This window comes from Crenothrix polyspora (assembly GCF_900163755.1).
Lineage (GTDB): Bacteria > Pseudomonadota > Gammaproteobacteria > Methylococcales > Methylomonadaceae > Crenothrix > Crenothrix polyspora.
Genome location: NZ_FUKI01000169.1, coordinates 1 through 15,423 on the forward strand (window position 1 = coordinate 1; position 15,423 = coordinate 15,423).

14 protein-coding genes are annotated in these 15,423 nt (G+C 43.4%); 4 read left to right on the plus strand and 10 right to left on the minus strand.

Annotation, left to right across the window (positions count from 1 at the left end; translation table 11 throughout):
- Nucleotides 1-178: 178 nt before the first annotated feature.
- The gene (locus CRENPOLYSF2_RS17105; RefSeq protein WP_087145166.1) at nt 179-826 is read right to left on the minus strand and encodes a uracil-DNA glycosylase; all 648 of its coding nucleotides are present in this window, start codon (nt 824-826) and stop codon (nt 179-181) included.
- Nucleotides 827-954: 128 nt separating this feature from the next.
- Here CRENPOLYSF2_RS17105 and msrB point away from each other — a divergent pair, with 128 nt between their 5' ends.
- The 3 genes from msrB to CRENPOLYSF2_RS17120 all read left to right on the plus strand — a co-directional run bounded on the left by msrB (nt 955) and on the right by CRENPOLYSF2_RS17120 (nt 5,917).
- Complete coding sequence (gene msrB / locus CRENPOLYSF2_RS17110; RefSeq protein WP_087145167.1) at nt 955-1,353, plus strand: peptide-methionine (R)-S-oxide reductase MsrB; 399 nt, start codon at nt 955-957, stop codon at nt 1,351-1,353.
- Nucleotides 1,347-2,657 carry a M18 family aminopeptidase gene (locus CRENPOLYSF2_RS17115; RefSeq protein WP_087145168.1) on the plus strand — a complete coding sequence of 437 codons (1,311 nt, stop codon included), beginning with the start codon at nt 1,347-1,349 and terminating at the stop codon, nt 2,655-2,657. The genes msrB and CRENPOLYSF2_RS17115 overlap by 7 nt, the downstream gene beginning before the upstream one ends.
- Before the next feature lie 125 nt (nt 2,658-2,782).
- Nucleotides 2,783-5,917: an efflux RND transporter permease subunit gene (locus CRENPOLYSF2_RS17120; RefSeq protein WP_087145169.1), complete on the plus strand. Its 3,135-nt coding sequence runs from the start codon at nt 2,783-2,785 to the stop codon at nt 5,915-5,917.
- 268 nt (nt 5,918-6,185) lie between these two features.
- Here the strand turns inward: CRENPOLYSF2_RS17120 and efpL are convergent, their stop codons facing one another.
- A complete protein-coding gene (efpL, locus tag CRENPOLYSF2_RS17125) occupies nt 6,186-6,752 on the minus strand; it encodes an elongation factor P-like protein EfpL (protein WP_087145170.1) in 567 nt (188 codons plus the stop codon).
- 512 nt (nt 6,753-7,264) lie between these two features.
- Nucleotides 7,265-8,494, minus strand: a complete 1,230-nt coding sequence (locus CRENPOLYSF2_RS17130) for a hypothetical protein (protein ID WP_087145171.1) — start codon at nt 8,492-8,494, stop codon at nt 7,265-7,267.
- Nucleotides 8,495-9,024: 530 nt separating this feature from the next.
- On the opposite strand from CRENPOLYSF2_RS17130, the gene CRENPOLYSF2_RS17135 reads away from it, so the two are divergent.
- On the plus strand, nt 9,025-9,609 hold the full coding sequence (locus tag CRENPOLYSF2_RS17135) for a hypothetical protein (protein ID WP_245808047.1): 585 nt from the start codon (nt 9,025-9,027) through the stop codon (nt 9,607-9,609).
- Here CRENPOLYSF2_RS17135 and waaA read toward each other — a convergent pair.
- The 7 genes from waaA to CRENPOLYSF2_RS17170 all read right to left on the minus strand — a co-directional run bounded on the left by waaA (nt 9,584) and on the right by CRENPOLYSF2_RS17170 (nt 15,352).
- On the minus strand, nt 9,584-10,882 hold the full coding sequence (waaA, locus tag CRENPOLYSF2_RS17140; RefSeq protein ID WP_087145172.1) for a lipid IV(A) 3-deoxy-D-manno-octulosonic acid transferase: 1,299 nt from the start codon (nt 10,880-10,882) through the stop codon (nt 9,584-9,586). The genes CRENPOLYSF2_RS17135 and waaA overlap by 26 nt on opposite strands.
- Nucleotides 10,883-11,038: 156 nt before the next feature.
- Nucleotides 11,039-11,485 (minus strand): 50S ribosomal protein L9, encoded by a 447-nt coding sequence (gene rplI, locus CRENPOLYSF2_RS17145; RefSeq protein ID WP_087145173.1) that lies wholly within the window; start codon nt 11,483-11,485, stop codon nt 11,039-11,041.
- 43 nt (nt 11,486-11,528) lie between these two features.
- Entirely contained in the window at nt 11,529-12,425 is an 897-nt protein-coding gene (locus CRENPOLYSF2_RS17150) for a hypothetical protein (RefSeq protein ID WP_087145174.1), read from the minus strand.
- A gap of 19 nt (nt 12,426-12,444) precedes the next feature.
- Entirely contained in the window at nt 12,445-12,672 is a 228-nt protein-coding gene (gene rpsR / locus CRENPOLYSF2_RS17155) for a 30S ribosomal protein S18 (protein ID WP_087145175.1), read from the minus strand.
- A gap of 31 nt (nt 12,673-12,703) precedes the next feature.
- A complete protein-coding gene (rpsF, locus tag CRENPOLYSF2_RS17160; protein WP_087145176.1) occupies nt 12,704-13,150 on the minus strand; it encodes a 30S ribosomal protein S6 in 447 nt (148 codons plus the stop codon).
- A 337-nt stretch (nt 13,151-13,487) separates the two neighbouring features.
- The gene (locus CRENPOLYSF2_RS17165) at nt 13,488-14,057 is read right to left on the minus strand and encodes a hypothetical protein (RefSeq protein ID WP_087145177.1); all 570 of its coding nucleotides are present in this window, start codon (nt 14,055-14,057) and stop codon (nt 13,488-13,490) included.
- Between the two features lie 434 nt (nt 14,058-14,491).
- Entirely contained in the window at nt 14,492-15,352 is an 861-nt protein-coding gene (locus CRENPOLYSF2_RS17170; RefSeq protein WP_176371161.1) for a hypothetical protein, read from the minus strand.
- Nucleotides 15,353-15,423: the final 71 nt, after the last annotated feature.

Consider the following 15,423-nt stretch of genomic DNA (forward strand, 5'->3'; position numbering starts at 1 on the left):
AGTTACAGCGTAACCGTTCGCACTGAGCTTGTCGAAGTGTGCCGTTCATGCTTCGACAAGCTCAGCACGAACGGTGGCTGTAACTGTCCTAAGTTGAAAACGCTGTAACTGTTGTGGCTATTCACTGTACAGGAGTGCGTGTGTGATGTCTGTGACGTATTTCACTAAAAATAGGCGTTTATGCCGTTTTATCCAGCACGCGTCCAATAGTGCAAAACACGTCGCTGAACATGGCTTTAGTCAACCGTTTGGTTTGCATGTTGTAGCGACTGGTATGATAAGAATCCACCAGAAACACGCCCTGATTTAAATTGTGCAGTGCGTTATGGCCGAACGCTGCGTAAGAGGCTTTAAGCTGATAGGCTTTTAATACCGCCTGATGCGCGATGGTTCCTAATGCCAAGATAACCGCAGTGTCGGGTAAGGTCTTCAGTTCGGCGGCTAAATAGTGATTGCACTGATTAATTTCCGCTCCCACCGGTTTATTTTGTGGCGGTAGACACTTAACCGCATTGGTAATACGGCAATTTTTTAGCGTTAAGCCATCGTCCAACGCTTCCGAAAGTCTTTGATTACTGTAACCGAATTCATACAAGGTTTCGTAGAGCAGTAAGCCTGCATAATCACCGGTAAACGGTCTACCGGTGGCATTAGCGCCGTGCATGCCAGGTGCTAGCCCTACAATCAATAACTGTGCATTAGCATCACCAAACGGCGCAACCGGTAATGCGTGATAATGCGGATATTGTTGTTTTATGTCACATAAAAAATTAGCTAACCTTGGGCATTGTTGACAATCTTGATTAAAAATATTTTTTGAAAGCATGATGTCCTGTGTGATAAGAGCGCAGAGGTGTTTTGGTGAATTCAGCATGACAGCGTACAATAAACAGTTACAAAACACCGATAATTCGTGGTGTATTTTTGCAAACTCCAAAACGTGAAAGATCTATTATGACAGACAACCCCGCTAGCAATGATGCCCAATGGCGCGAAAAACTCAGCCCGGAACAGTTTTCAATTTGCCGTATGAAAGGCACTGAAGCACCGTTTACCGGCAAATATACCGATTGCAAAGACGACGGTATCTATGTGTGTATCTGCTGTGCCAGCCCCTTATTTGGCTCAGATACCAAATACAATTCAGGGTCTGGCTGGCCGAGTTTTTACGCGGTAAGCGCCGAGCAAAATGTTGCGGAACACGTTGATGACAGCCACGGTATGCGGCGCGTGGAAGTTACCTGTAAAAATTGTGCAGCACATTTAGGCCATGTGTTTCAAGATGGCCCGCAACCTACGGGGCTTCGGTATTGCATTAATTCAGCGGCTTTGGACTTGCACAAAAAATGTTAACAGCACACGATCAGGTTCAACATTTACTGGATTTTATTGATGCCAGCCCTAGCCCTTGGCATGTTGTGGCACGCATTGAAAGCGTACTTGCCACACATCAGTTTAGCAAGCTACTGGAAACTGAAACCTGGGCATTACAGCCTGGCGGTCGATATTACGTAGTGCGTGATGACTCATCGATTATTATTTTTGTACAAGGCCAACAGCCGGTACAGCACAGCGGTTTTAAGATTATTGGCGCACATACCGATTCGCCAGGCCTGCGTATTAAACCCAATGCCGCACACTGTGTTGATGGTTTATTGCGTTTAGCTGTCGATATTTATGGTGGACCTATTTTAGCCACGTTTACCGACCGAGATTTAAGTCTCGCAGGGCGCATCAGTTATAAAAACACGCAGGGTAATGTTGATCGTACGCTGGTTCATTTTGATAAACCGTTGCTGCGCTTACCCAATCTGGCCATACACATGAATCGAGGTGTCAATGAAGACGGGTTAAAATTGCAAAAACACTTGGAATTGCCGTTGCTGCTATCAACACTAAGCACCGAACAATTGCCACAGCCGTATTTTACTGATTTATTACAACAACAATCTGGTGTTGATGCCAAACAGATATTGGCTTGGGATTTAGCGGTATACGATACGCAGAAAGGCAGTTTTTGGGGGGCGGAAAATCAGTTTTATGCTAATAGTCAGTTGGATAATCTGGCCTCGTGTCATGCGGCTTTGCAAGCCCTGTTAGATGACAGTGTTATGCAAAACGATGCAACATTAATGTGTGCTTTGTTCGATCACGAAGAAATTGGCAGTGAAAGCAGCAAAGGTGCCGATGGCAGCTTTTTACCGGATGTCGTGCAGCGTATTGCCTTGGCTACCAATATGCAAGGCCAGGACTTGCACCGTGCGTTAGCGAAAAGCTTTATGCTCAGTGCCGATATGGCGCACGCCTATCAACCTAATTTTCCCAATGCCTATGACCTTGACCACAAAGTCATGGTCAATAAAGGCCCTGTGGTTAAAGTTAATGCCAGTCATCGCTACAGTTCAGAAAGCGTCTCCGAAGCGTTGTTTGCACAATGCTGTCATCAGGTAGACGTACCGTATCAACGCTATTCGCATCGCTGTGATTTACCGTGCGGCAGCACTATCGGCCCGATTACTTCTGCTAAGTTAGGGATTCGTACTGTCGATGTGGGCTGTCCGATGTGGGCAATGCACAGTATCAGAGAAAGTGCAGGGGTGTTTGATCATGCTGCCATGATTAAAGTTATGCGGCAGTTTTTGCGTAATGCTGCGTAAACTATGCTGTTATTGGTACTGAATAAACGTTGCGATGCGTTGTTTAAAGTCGAACGCATTAATATTCGCTTTTATAACATTCAATACCTGCAATTACCTTGTGCGGGCAAGGCTGCACTTTTGTAATGCTAGCTGCTCTGGTACGCTTTTCCATACGCTATTATGGCGTGGTCATTGCGTTAGCCGTAGTGATTTTGCTGTATGGCACGTACCGTTTTACTAGCGCAGGGCTGGATATTTTTCCGGAACTGTCACCCAAGCAAGTTATTATTCAAACCGAAGCCCCAGGGCTTGCACCAGAACAGGTTGAAGTTTTAGTTACCCAAATCATCGAAACTGCGGTCAGTGGTTTAATCGACATGAGCTCGGTGCATTCAGAATCCATACAGGGTTTATCGGTGGTGACTGTCATCTTTGCCGAAAGTACCGATGTTTACCGTAACCGGCAATTGGTCAACGAGCGTTTATCGAGCTTATCGGCGAAACTACCCGCGAATATTACCCCGATGTTAGTGCCGTTATCATCGTCTTCGGCGACGGTGTTAACCATCGGTTTAAGCTCGGAAAACAGTAACTTAATGGCACTGCGTAGCTTGGTAGACTGGACAATAGTACCGCGCTTATTGGCCGTGCCAGGCGTGGCCGATGTCAATGTGTTTGGCGGTGATATTCAGCAATTACAAATCCAGGTCAATCCTGACACCTTAAAACGTTTCAATTTGGCACTGGATGATATTGTGCAAGCAGCAACGCAGGCAGGCACGATTCAGGGGGGTGGTTTTATTGAAAATGCCAATCAACGTTTTACCTTGCATATCACCGGACAGCCGGTAACACCTGAGCAATTCGCCAAAATTATTGTTAAACGTGAGCAAGGTCGCAATGTCAGTTTGGGTGAAGTTGCGCATATTACTTATGCACCGGCACCGGCCATTGGCGCGGCGCAAATCATGGGCAAACCGGCTATCGTGATGATGGTAATAGGTCAATACAATGCCAATACTTTATCGGTGTCGCGCCATGTTGAACAGGCGCTTAAAGAGTTTGGGCCACTGTTTAGCAAGCAAGCGCTACATTTTTATTCGCATTTATTCCGTCCGGCAGATTACATCGAGCGCTCGGTGGCCAATTTGGCTGAGCATTTAGTTATTGGCGCTGTTTTTGTGCTGATTATCCTGTACGTGTTTTTGTTTAACCTGCGGGTGGCATTGATTTCTATGCTGGCGATTCCGGTGTCGTTGACAGGGGCAGTGTTGGTGTTATTGGAATCGGGTGTTAATCTCAATATTATGGTATTGGGTGGACTTGCCATTGCGCTTGGCGAGGTGGTTGATGATGCCATTATTGATGTGGAAAATATTTTCCGCCGCTTGCGCGAAAATCAAAACCTGACGCACCCCTTGGCGATAGCACAGGTTATTCACAGCGCTTCGTTGGAAGTGCGCAGTTCAGTGGTGTATGCCAGTTTTATAGTTGCACTGGTGTTTGTGCCATTATTAACGTTGGAAGGCGTTACCGGACGCTTGTTTGCCCCGCTGGGGTATTCGTATATTTTGGCTATTTTGGTGTCTTTAGTGGTGGCACTGACGTTAGTGCCCGCGCTGTGTTATGCCTTATTGCAGCACCGTATGGCAAAGATTGTTGAGCCACCGTTAATTAGGTGGTTAACGCCGCTTTACGGTAAGCTTTTAAAATGTGTTTTCAAGCATTTTAAAATCGTTGCGCTGTGTTGTTTGCTGGTATGCTTGGCGGGTTTGAGTGCGCTGGTTAAGGTAGATAATGAATTTTTGCCGGAACTGCGCGAAGGTCATTATATTGTTCATACCACCAGTTTGCCTGGCACGTCATTGCAAGAATCATTAAGAATGGGCAAGCAACTGACTAAACAATTTATGCAGCTTACCGGCGTACAATCGGTGTCACAATGGGCAGGGCGTGCCGAGCGCGGTGCGGATACCTATGGCAGCCATTACAGCGAGTATGAAGTGCGGCTTGAGCCGTTATCGGGTGCAGGGCAACAGCACATTAAGGATAAATTACGTGCTATTTTGGCGCATTTTCCAGGCGTTGTGTTTGAGGTCAATACGTTTTTAACCGAGCGTGTTGACGAAACTATTTCAGGCTACACCTCGCCGGTGGTAGTGAATATTTACGGTAATGATCTTAACGCGCTGGATGCCAAGGCACAGGCGGTTGCAGAGATTATGAAGCACATAAAAGGCGCTACCGAGGTACAAGTACGATCACCACTGGGCACGCCGATGATGCAGGTGGCAATGGATCTTGATCAGCTGGCTTTTAAGGGCGTGTTACCGACACAGGTAGTGCAAACCCTGCAAAGCGCTTACGAAACCCGAAGCGTCGGCAAGGTTATTCAAGGCAATAAAAGCTATGATATTGCGGTGACGTTAGCGCCAGAATTACGCGGACTAACGGAATCCATCGCCCAGTTAATGCTGAGAACGCAAGATGGCAATTTGGTAAGTTTTAATGAAATTGCCGATATTCGCCATAGCGTAGGGCGCTACAATGTCTTGCACCAAGGCGCACAGCGGCGGCAAACCGTAACCAGTCATGTTATTAATCGAGATGTGACGGGGTTTATGGAAGAGCTAAAAACGCGGGTATTAACGGATATTGCTTGGCTACCTAGCGTTCATGTGGTTAATGGACAACCATCAAACCCAGCAACACACAACAGTATGGGGCTTAGCTATCCTGAATTTACCGGCGCAGCGGTTGAGCAAAAAAAAGCGCGGCATACTTTAATTTTGCACGCTTTGCTGGCCAGTGTCGGTGTACTGATATTTATTTATATTGCCATCGGCAGTGTGCGCCATCTGTGTTTAACCTTGCTGAATGTGCCGTTTGCGTTAATTGGTGGCGTGCTGGCGGTGTTGCTCACGGGTGCAACGGTCTCGGTAGGTTCTGTGGTGGGCTTTGTGACTTTATTTGGTATTACCGTGCGTAATAGCATTATGCTATTGTCGCACTATCATCATTTGGTTGACGTAGAAGGTAAAGCCTGGAATAAAGCCACCGCGATTCAAGGCGCTCAACAACGTTTTCCCTCGGTATTAATGACCGCGTTAGTAACTGCCTTAGCAATGTTGCCGGTGACTTTTAGCAGCGATAATCCGGGTTTGGAAATTATGGGGCCAATGGCAGCGATTATTGTTGGTGGCTTAAGCTCTTCAACGTTATTAAATTTATTACTGCTACCCAGTGTGTTATTGCGCTATGGGAACTTCGTTAAATAACCGCACAACAAAGGTATTGTTGCTTATTATGAAACTATGAATCTACAATTAGCCGTATTGTTAACTGATAATGGATAGCCTATAGTATGTCTCATCGCTCTTGTCTGGTTAATATTAAACGCAGACTGGCTCATGCAATATTTACCTCCTCCTGGTATATACCACAAACATCGACTCCTCAATTAGTCTTGTTTGACCTCTCAGTCCTGGTTCAGTGAATCAGGATTTTTTTTGTCCGTAATATGACACGCCAGATAGCGTCAGTGCTTTAAACACGAGACATAAATTTACCCGTCTCGGTATTAATTTTGATAAGTTCACCGGTTTCTAGGTATTCGGGTATTTGTACTTCAAGATTTGTTGGTAAACGTGCGGTTTTGGTACGGCCAGAGGCGGATGCACCCTTAATATTGGGTGGTGTTTCAATAATTTCCATGATCACGGAGCTGGGTAATTCAATGGTAATGGGTAAATCGTCTATTAACAAAGCGACGATGCCTTCAAGACCTTCGGTTAAGTATTCAATTTTACCGTCCAGGTCTTCGGCACTTAAGGTGTATTGGCTGTAGTCATCTTGATTCATAAAAATGTAATTATTGCCATCAACATAAGAATACTGTACTTTGGCGCGCACGCAATCGGCTTCTTTAAGAAAGTCATCGCCTTTAAAGGTTTCGTCTAGTTTTTGGCCGGTTTTTAAATTGTTCAAGCGAATTTTATACAGCGTCGATGCGCCACGGGAGCTTGGATTACGGACTTCTATTTGTTTAATGCTGTGTGCTACGCCGTTGATTTCAACAACCATGCCTTTTTTAAACTCGCTCGCTCTTGCCATGTTTTTTCTCTGAACCCGATGCTTAATATCATAAATGTGCGGGGTAGCTTGTAAGCTTGCCTCATTGTCTATTATAGCGTAGAGATACGTGTTAAGAAGCGCTCTTTGAAATGGCGAAAGGCTGTTAATAAATTTTTATCAATAACTTGATTTGTAGATTTATTGTCGTATATTTTGATGAAACCTGCCACGCAGCGTATTTTTAATCGAGATGAGTTGTGATGTAGCCGTGTAGAGTGGGTGTGATTAAAAGTACGGGGAATTTATAAAATATCATATGTTGGCAATATTCCTCAATCTACCCCTATCATTTAGAATGATAGGGCGCAATAGCGGCAACGTATTCCGCCGTTATGGCATACCCAACATTCGGCGCATTACGCTAATGCGTAATACGGGATACCCACGTTGTTATTTTGCAGACACTAAAAACGTGGATATCGCGTTTTAAACAGCAAACAGGCCTTGGTATTGCGCCAAGTGTTTTTTGTTAGCGGTACTAAATTGCCTAACTATTTGTTGCGTGTTATGGGTAGCTGGTTAGCCGGTAAAATTTGGAAGCCTGTGTTACCTTCGCCTTTAATCAGACAGAAAGAATTTGTGCCTTTAATATCAAAGCTTGGATCGGCACCTAAGCCACCGACATAAATATTAGGACAGATGGATGCTCCATCTTGTACATTAGCGGGCACGTTAAATTGATAATTTAGTGTTTTGGCATTGTCGGTGCTAGACAGTGTCAGCGATTGAGCCGGTAATGGGAACTGTGTCCGTTGGCCTAAATTATTAATACCGTTGCCATCAACAATACCCCATGCAGTGGCGGATATTTTTGCCTGAGAAGTGGTAAACGTTACGCTAAATTTACACACGCCACCTGTTTTTGGAACAGTGCAATTTGTAGTTGAAACTCTGACTGGGGAAGATTTGAGCCCAACCACTATGGACTTATCTATATCTTTTGCAACGGCAAAGATAGATGAGGTTTTTGGTTCGTACTGATTACTGGATGCAACAATTTGGTAGAAACCTACTTCTAACGGTGTGCCGTCTTGTTCAATGCTCCAGCTGATTTTTCCGTCTTCATCAGATTGTCCAGAAGCTATGTATTGACAATTATTTTTAGTGCTGTCGCAATGTAAAAGATCGGCAGATGTATAGTCACTTACCGAATTAATCAGCGGCTGCTTGGTTACTGAATCAACGACTGTTGCGGTAATAGAGCCCAGTGCATTGGTTGGTTTTGCTGTTAATTTATAGTCTCCACCTATGCCATAGCTGGTTGCATTTACAATTAATACGCCGTCATCCGGTACGCTTAATACCACTGAAGCTGTGTTGTAGCCAGATATTGATCTAAAAACGCCACAGTCGCTGTCCAACACATTTATAGTCGGGTACATCTGTGGTGTGGGTTGGGGGAAGATTGGATCAATTTTTATGGATAAGGGTATGGGTAAGACCAGGGGAGGAGACGCAACCACTTTGGGTTTTAATATGATTTTGAGTAAAGTACCGGGAGTACCGGTGTATTTATAAAAATCAGATGATGCAAGACCATTTGTATCGGTTATTAATGTGCCTGCTTGCGTCAGAGGCAGTGTTCCGATGGCTTCGCCTGCACTTGCTCCTGCCGTGGCACAGTCAATATTGCTGACTTGTGTAGCCCATGCAGCGCTGCAAAATGCGCCTACGAGGCCATTTAATACTATTGTATTGATTACTAGATTGCGCTTAAGCACGATATATATCCTATATGTTGTGAGCTTTATTAAATTCGTGAAAAATAAGTTTGCATGGTTCTCCGTTTTGAGCATTATTGCTTTTGTCTCTCTTTAACTAGATAGCAAAAAAGTGTAATGATTTTGGCGGCAAGTGCATAGTAATAAATCTAAACTGAACTTAAGCTGAATAAAAATAGCTTATTTATTTCCATAAATTAAATATAGCTCATTTTTAGTATTGTGGATTATTTTTTTGTAATAGAGATTTTAGGTCAAATTTGCCATTTTGAAGAAACTAAAAATCTGGCGTATCTATTTTAAATTTTATGACAAAACCGTGTGAGGTGGGTACATGCTGTTCGTGCGCATGCAAAATAAACGCTTTGATGAGTAATGGTGAGCAGAAGTGTTTTATTCACCCTGTATTAAAGTAGATACAACTTAGACACAGAGTAATAGGTTTACCTGATAAGCCTTACCAGCTTTACGAAATTTTAAATATTGATTCACATTAAATACTCTTAACACGCGGATACAAAGGAACACGTATGAAAAAAAGTACAAAAACTTTAGCCATTATGACTATTGTCGCTATAACAATGACAGGCTGTTCAACTCAACACGTTAAACCTGATGTTGCAGAGCCTGTGTCTGAAGATAAAGCCGCTTTGGAATTGTCTAAAAAACAACCTGATTCCACGGTGATGAAAGCGGGTAAAACATTAAATTTGGTTAGAGTTTTAGACGGTGCTGTGTGTAAAAATGATCAGCAAGGCGCACTGGGCGAGTTTTTGTTATACGCTGACCCTTTGGATATTGATCGTATTAAACAGCAAAAAGGTGAAAAAATATTTCACAGTTTTGAACAAAAGATCGAAAGATTTTCCGCGCAGGTTTTTGAAAGTGTTATCAATACCACCAGTATGTCTGAAGATCCATTTGCCTTGGGTGAGTACGAAGCAAATCAAAAGCTAGCCAAGCAAGTGGCGAGTAGTTTTAAAAGTGCAGTCGCTGATGAGATTGATAAATTTCAACAAGAAACCAGCTTGACAATTGATATAACGGCTTTTCCTGCTGCATTTACCTTTTATCGTACAGGCTGCGATATTAATAAAATGAACATTCCGGAGTAAGCTGGGTAGCCAATATGTCATAGACTTTTGTGACGATACCTGTGTTATTTGCAACAAAGGCTTGGCCTTTTTTAGCCAGTGTTTCGCGGTACACTGTATCTTGATATAAGTGGGTAATCGCCGCAATTAATGCAGGTTTATTGTGGCATTGTATAGCCGCTTCTGCGCGTAACACATTGTCGGCAATGGCTTTAAAATTAGCCATAAAAGGCCCGAACAGAACAGGAATACCTACCGCAGCTGCTTCCAATATATTATGTCCGCCGATATTGACCATGCTGCCACCAACAAAAGCTACATCGGCTGTGGCATAAAAATGTTTCAATTCGCCCATGACATCTAATAAATACACGTCAGTATTGGCATGAAGATTATCTTTAGAGGTACGGGTGATTACTTTGAGCTGCTGCTGTTCGCATAATTTTTTAACATCGGCAAAACGCTCAGGGTGACGCGGTACTATCACTAACAGTAATTCAGGGATATGCTGCTTTATTTCCTGGTAAATACTGAGAAAAATAGCTTCCTCACCGTGGTGAGTACTGGCAATTAGCCACACAAACCGTGTGTTAAATAGCGCCGCTTTCATTACTGCGCCATGTGCCAGTAAATCGGGTGAGGTATCTATATCAAACTTCATGTTGCCCACGGTTTTAAGTTGCTGGCGGTTAGCGCCGATCGCCACAAAGCGCTCGGTATCTTGCTGCGATTGGCTAACAATATGAACGTGTGCTAAGACAGGTTTAATTAATGTGGGGATTTTTTGATAGCCGCGTGTCGAGCGCTCAGACAAACGGGCATTGATGAGCGTTAGTGGAATCGCCTGTTTAGCGCACGCGTTAAACAGATTCGGCCAGATTTCTGTTTCCATGATGACCGCTATACGGGGCTTAAAATGCCGCATAAAACGATTGACTGCGCCTGGAATATCGTAAGGCAAATAAACGTGCTGTACAGTATTTTTTAAAACGGCGCTAACACGCGCAGAGCCGGTTGGTGTGGTGGTGGTAATTAATAATCTTGCACCGGGGTGTTTTTGTTGAATGATTTTTATCAGCGGAAATAGGGTTTCGGTTTCGCCAACGGAAACCGCATGAAACCAAATAACATCGTGTTGAGCAGCGCTTTGATAATAACCAAAACGTTCTTGCCAGCGTTGCCGATAAGCGGGTGCTTTGATGCTACGCCATAACAAACGCGCAACAATAAACGGTATCAGTCCATAAAATAGCACGGTATACAGTGTATGTAGACTAAGAGAACTTATACGCATCTAAGCTTGTGGATGCGAAGAGAGCATCATCCGTTGCAGGATACGCAACCGAGCAGCTGATAAATAGGAATAATAGGGGTGTTGCGGAAAATTCATAACGCCTCGCAACCTGTGCTGCACAAACAAAACAGCACAAGTAACGAGCAATACTACTGATTACTCAGCAGCAACTTTGATAGTAATCGTGGTGACTACATCGGTATGTAAATTAATATCGATAGGGAATTCACCAATATGGCGAATAGTACCGTTAGGTAAACGAATTTCATGTTTACCGACAGTAACACCTAAGGCACTAATGGCTTCTGCAATGTTGTGCGTACCGATAGAGCCAAACAATCTGCCTTCGTCACCGGCTTTATGCGCGATAACCACCGCTAATTTAGCCAATGCAGTTGCGCGTGCTTGCGCTGCACTCAATTTTGCCGCTGCTGCTTTTTCAAGCTCAGCACGGCGTGCTTCAAATTCAGCGATTTTTTGCGCGGTTGCAGGAACTGCTTTACCTTGTGGAACCAAATAGTTTCTGCCGTAACCCGATTTAATGGTGACTTTGTCGCCCAGGTTACCCAAATTCGCTATTTTTTCAAGAAGAATGACTTCCATCGTTTAATGCCTCATTTTTTCAGATGTTAACCAAACAGTTACGCTATTTTGCGCCTGATGGTTCAAATTTGTTTTTTCGTAAGTTCAGCAGTCTATCGGTTAAGCCAACTAAAGCTACCAGTAATAAAATATGTGGGATCAAGATCATCGACACATATAATATAGGTACGCTATAGCGTGCTAGCTTTTTAGCCGCAAAGATAGTATGTAAGATCGCAGCACCAATAAAGATATGATGTACTATCAGTACAAGACCGATATTTTTAGCGACATCGGAAATTGTGCCCAAATGCAGCAATGCGACAACAATAACCAGCACAGTCAACACGGTGTAACGCGGGTGCGTGTTCAGCGATAAAAATTCTTGTCTGAATCCGCCCGGATTATAGAGTGTCGCTTGCCACCAGCGTGCTAAAAACAATCCCAATAACAGTCCCACTACACTGCCGGTAGCAATAACACCGGTCATGAATTGGGACAGCATTTCTATGGTACGCTGGGTATTGCCAAGCGGCGCACTGGCGGGTGCCATCTGTATCAGTATCTGTTTCCAGGTTGCAGTAGGGTCTGCCATAAAACTGTGCGCGACGATAACACCTAGCACACCCAAAAATACAGCAATCTCAACCGCTAACGATAAATACCGACCTTCGCGCAATACAATGGAAATTAGCCATATTGGTAACCACAGTATCATGACATAAGCTAAAGCAAACTGAAAATTACCCAGAATGAAAAAGCCCATCAAGCTTGCTGCCAATGCTGCACAGCCCAATATATATAAGCCTTCAGAGCCGCCGCGTCTTAAAGTGACTAACGCAACAGAGGCTGAACTTACTACACTGACCGGCGGATATTTAAGGGACAACAAAGCAAGACAGGAAGCCGCTATCATGGCCGGAATCCGACCTTGCATAATGTATGTCGCTAAAGATTTCACAACCGGTATCTCTTAAGATTTATTCGTGCGCGTCGCAAAATGGCAACAAAGCAACAAAGCGTGCGCGTTTAATAGCCACACACAATTGTCTTTGGTATTTTGCGCCAGTGCCTGTTACGCGGCTTGGAACAATCTTGCCGGTTTCAGTGATGTAGTCTTTTAATAATTCCAGATCTTTATAGTCAATCTGTGTGCCGTCTTCTGAACTAAAACGGCAGAATTTTTTACGTCTAATATTGCGGGCCATAGGTTACTCGTAATCTAATAAGTGAATGTGTTTATTCTGCAAGCAGTTCGTCGTCCGCATCAGCATCGTCGATAGCAACATCTGCTTTTTCAAGTTCGACAGCAGCTTCTTTTGCAGCAGCATCTTTGGCTCTGGCTTCCGCCATTTTGTTTTCTTCCGCTGTGGACGTAGCAATAATAGACGGGCCTGTTATGGCATCTTTTTGCAATAATGTCATGCTACGTAAAATAGCGTCGTTAAAACGGAAGCCACTTTCCAGTTCAACCAATGTTGCTTGATCACATTCAACATTCATCAACACGTAATGCGCTTTATGGATTTTTTTAATGGGGTAGGCTAAATGTCTACGTCCCCAATCTTCTAAGCGATGAATAGTACCAGCAGCAGATTCAATAATGGTTCTGTAACGGTCAATCATTGCAGGAACTTGTGAACTTTGGTCCGGATGGACTAAAAAGACAATTTCGTAGTGTCGCATATTTTTCCTTTCGGTTAAGCCTTCCCGTGTTAACACATAACACAGGTAAAGCAAGGAGAGGGCTAATGCCCAATTGAACTTCCTATTATATGCTTTTTTCAAGTTATTGAAAAGGCCACAATAACAGGATGGCTACAATCCCTGTAAATACAACTGATACGGTTATTTTTTTAGGAGGCAGCGGCGAATTTAACGGCTCATACAGCGGTGAGTTTGATGCGGTGGGGTTTAAAAACGCTTAATACATAACATGTTGAAGGAACACAGGCTGTTTTGATGTATTTAAAAAATACAATAACCCAGTGCCAATAATCAGCACTGGGTTATTAGAAGGTAATTACTTCACACAGGTTTTAGAGGTCGGTTTAACCGCAAGTGATTTGGTTTTAAGGCCTTCGTATTCTGCTTTAACAAGACAAGGCACTTGCACAGCGGTTAAAGCAAAAATTTTAGTCCATGCGCCAGTTGTTGCATTTACTACTAAAGGCACTGGAGTACCGACAGCCTTGCCGGCATTGCTTTTAATAGTTAACCGTAATGTCCTCAGTGCTGCTGCTTTTGCCGCTGCCGTTGTGGTTTTTTTGAAAACAACAAGTCCAGACACGGTTAATTTATTGGCTAGCCATTTAGCGCTGCTAACGCTAAATTTATTAACAACAGCTGGCTTAAGAAAATTTTGGAGCCCTGGAACTACGCCACCACTCTTATAGGCTGTTCTTGCTGCGACCATTACATTATCATCCTCGCCAACTGCTTTGGTATGACAACCTGTACAGGTTGGATAAACCTTTAGTTGTATTGCCCATTCTGGTTTTGCGACAGCATCAGTCATTATTGACATACTGGCAATGGTTAATACTAGGGCAGAAGCCGTTTTGTATGTTTGTTTAAAATATTTTTGGGTCATAAAAATCTCCTGAGTTATAAAAGTATAGTACTTTTAAATAAAAAACCATTTTTTACGATGGTTTCATAAAAGTTTGAATAACATTAGCGCTAGAAATACGTGGCCTAGCTTAAAAAGCTTATCCAATGAATTGAATTCCTACTGTCTTTAGTTAACGTTCTAACAATAAGAAAGCGTAGCTTATTTCAGCGTGCAACTTCTAAAGCGGGACACCCAACAAGACGTAGGGTAGCCTAGCTGTTTTGCCCACCGGCCATATTACGGTAATAGTCCGCGTGGGCAGAAAAACGTTGCCCACTATGACGACAATTGCCCCATTTAAAGTTGGTAACTCAATTTTTTGAGTAATCGATTGTATTTGCAAGAGGAGTGTGAACGGTTACTGCGGTTTCTCAGTGCGGTAAGCAATACTGAGAAACCTTAAAATCATACTGTTATTTTTTACACAATGTTGGTGCGTGATTAACCGTGCGTGCGGCATTGAGTTTTTCGTATTCTGCCTTAACAAAACATGGCACTTGAGTGTTGTTTAATGTAAAAGTGCTAGTCCAGACTCCCTGGGTATTAGGCTTTAAAATGGCTAGACTTCCAACAGCTACGCCGTTGTTACTCTTAAGACTCAAGCGTAAGTTTTTCAATGCATTTGTTCGCGCTACAGCCGAAGCGGTTTTTTTAAAGGTGATGTTTCCGTTTAAGGTGAGTTTATTTGTTGCCCAGTTAGCGTTGTTGATAATAAATTGACTGATAACGTTTTTAGATGAAACAGTGCGTGCTGGCCACAGATAAATGCTGGTTTTTATGGGCGGAGAGAATTGTTTGCTGCCATTATCAATAACTTCGTTAGCTCGAAAAGTGACGGTGTACTTGGTTATTTTTTGTTTAGCAGAAGGTGTCCATCTGAAATCTATGGTAGGCCGTTTTTTGGCTGATTCCAGATACAGCATAGAAAAGCTGTAGCTTTTAGCTACTAAAGAAGGTGTGGCACCGATTAAATCAATCAAGAAACCACTTTTTTCTTCGTCATTTATAATTAAGGGAATAGACAAAGGCACTTCTCCGACTTGAGCATTCCATTCATTATTAATGGGTGAAATTATTGGTATGGCATCGGTTACTGGCACTGGCGGGTTGAGAAAATCCCGAAGACCATCAATCTGGCCATTATCGTAAGCCTTTTTGGCTGCTGGCTTTACCGTATCTGATCCCCCATCTGGGCTTGTATGACAAAGCAGGCATTGACCCGAAACACCCAGTGCATCAGCAAATTCTGGTTTTCCATAAGCGTTGGTTACCATGCTAACACTGGCTGTGGTTAATATTATTGCAAAAGCTGTTTTAAAGTATGATTGTGTCATAAGGGGAGGGG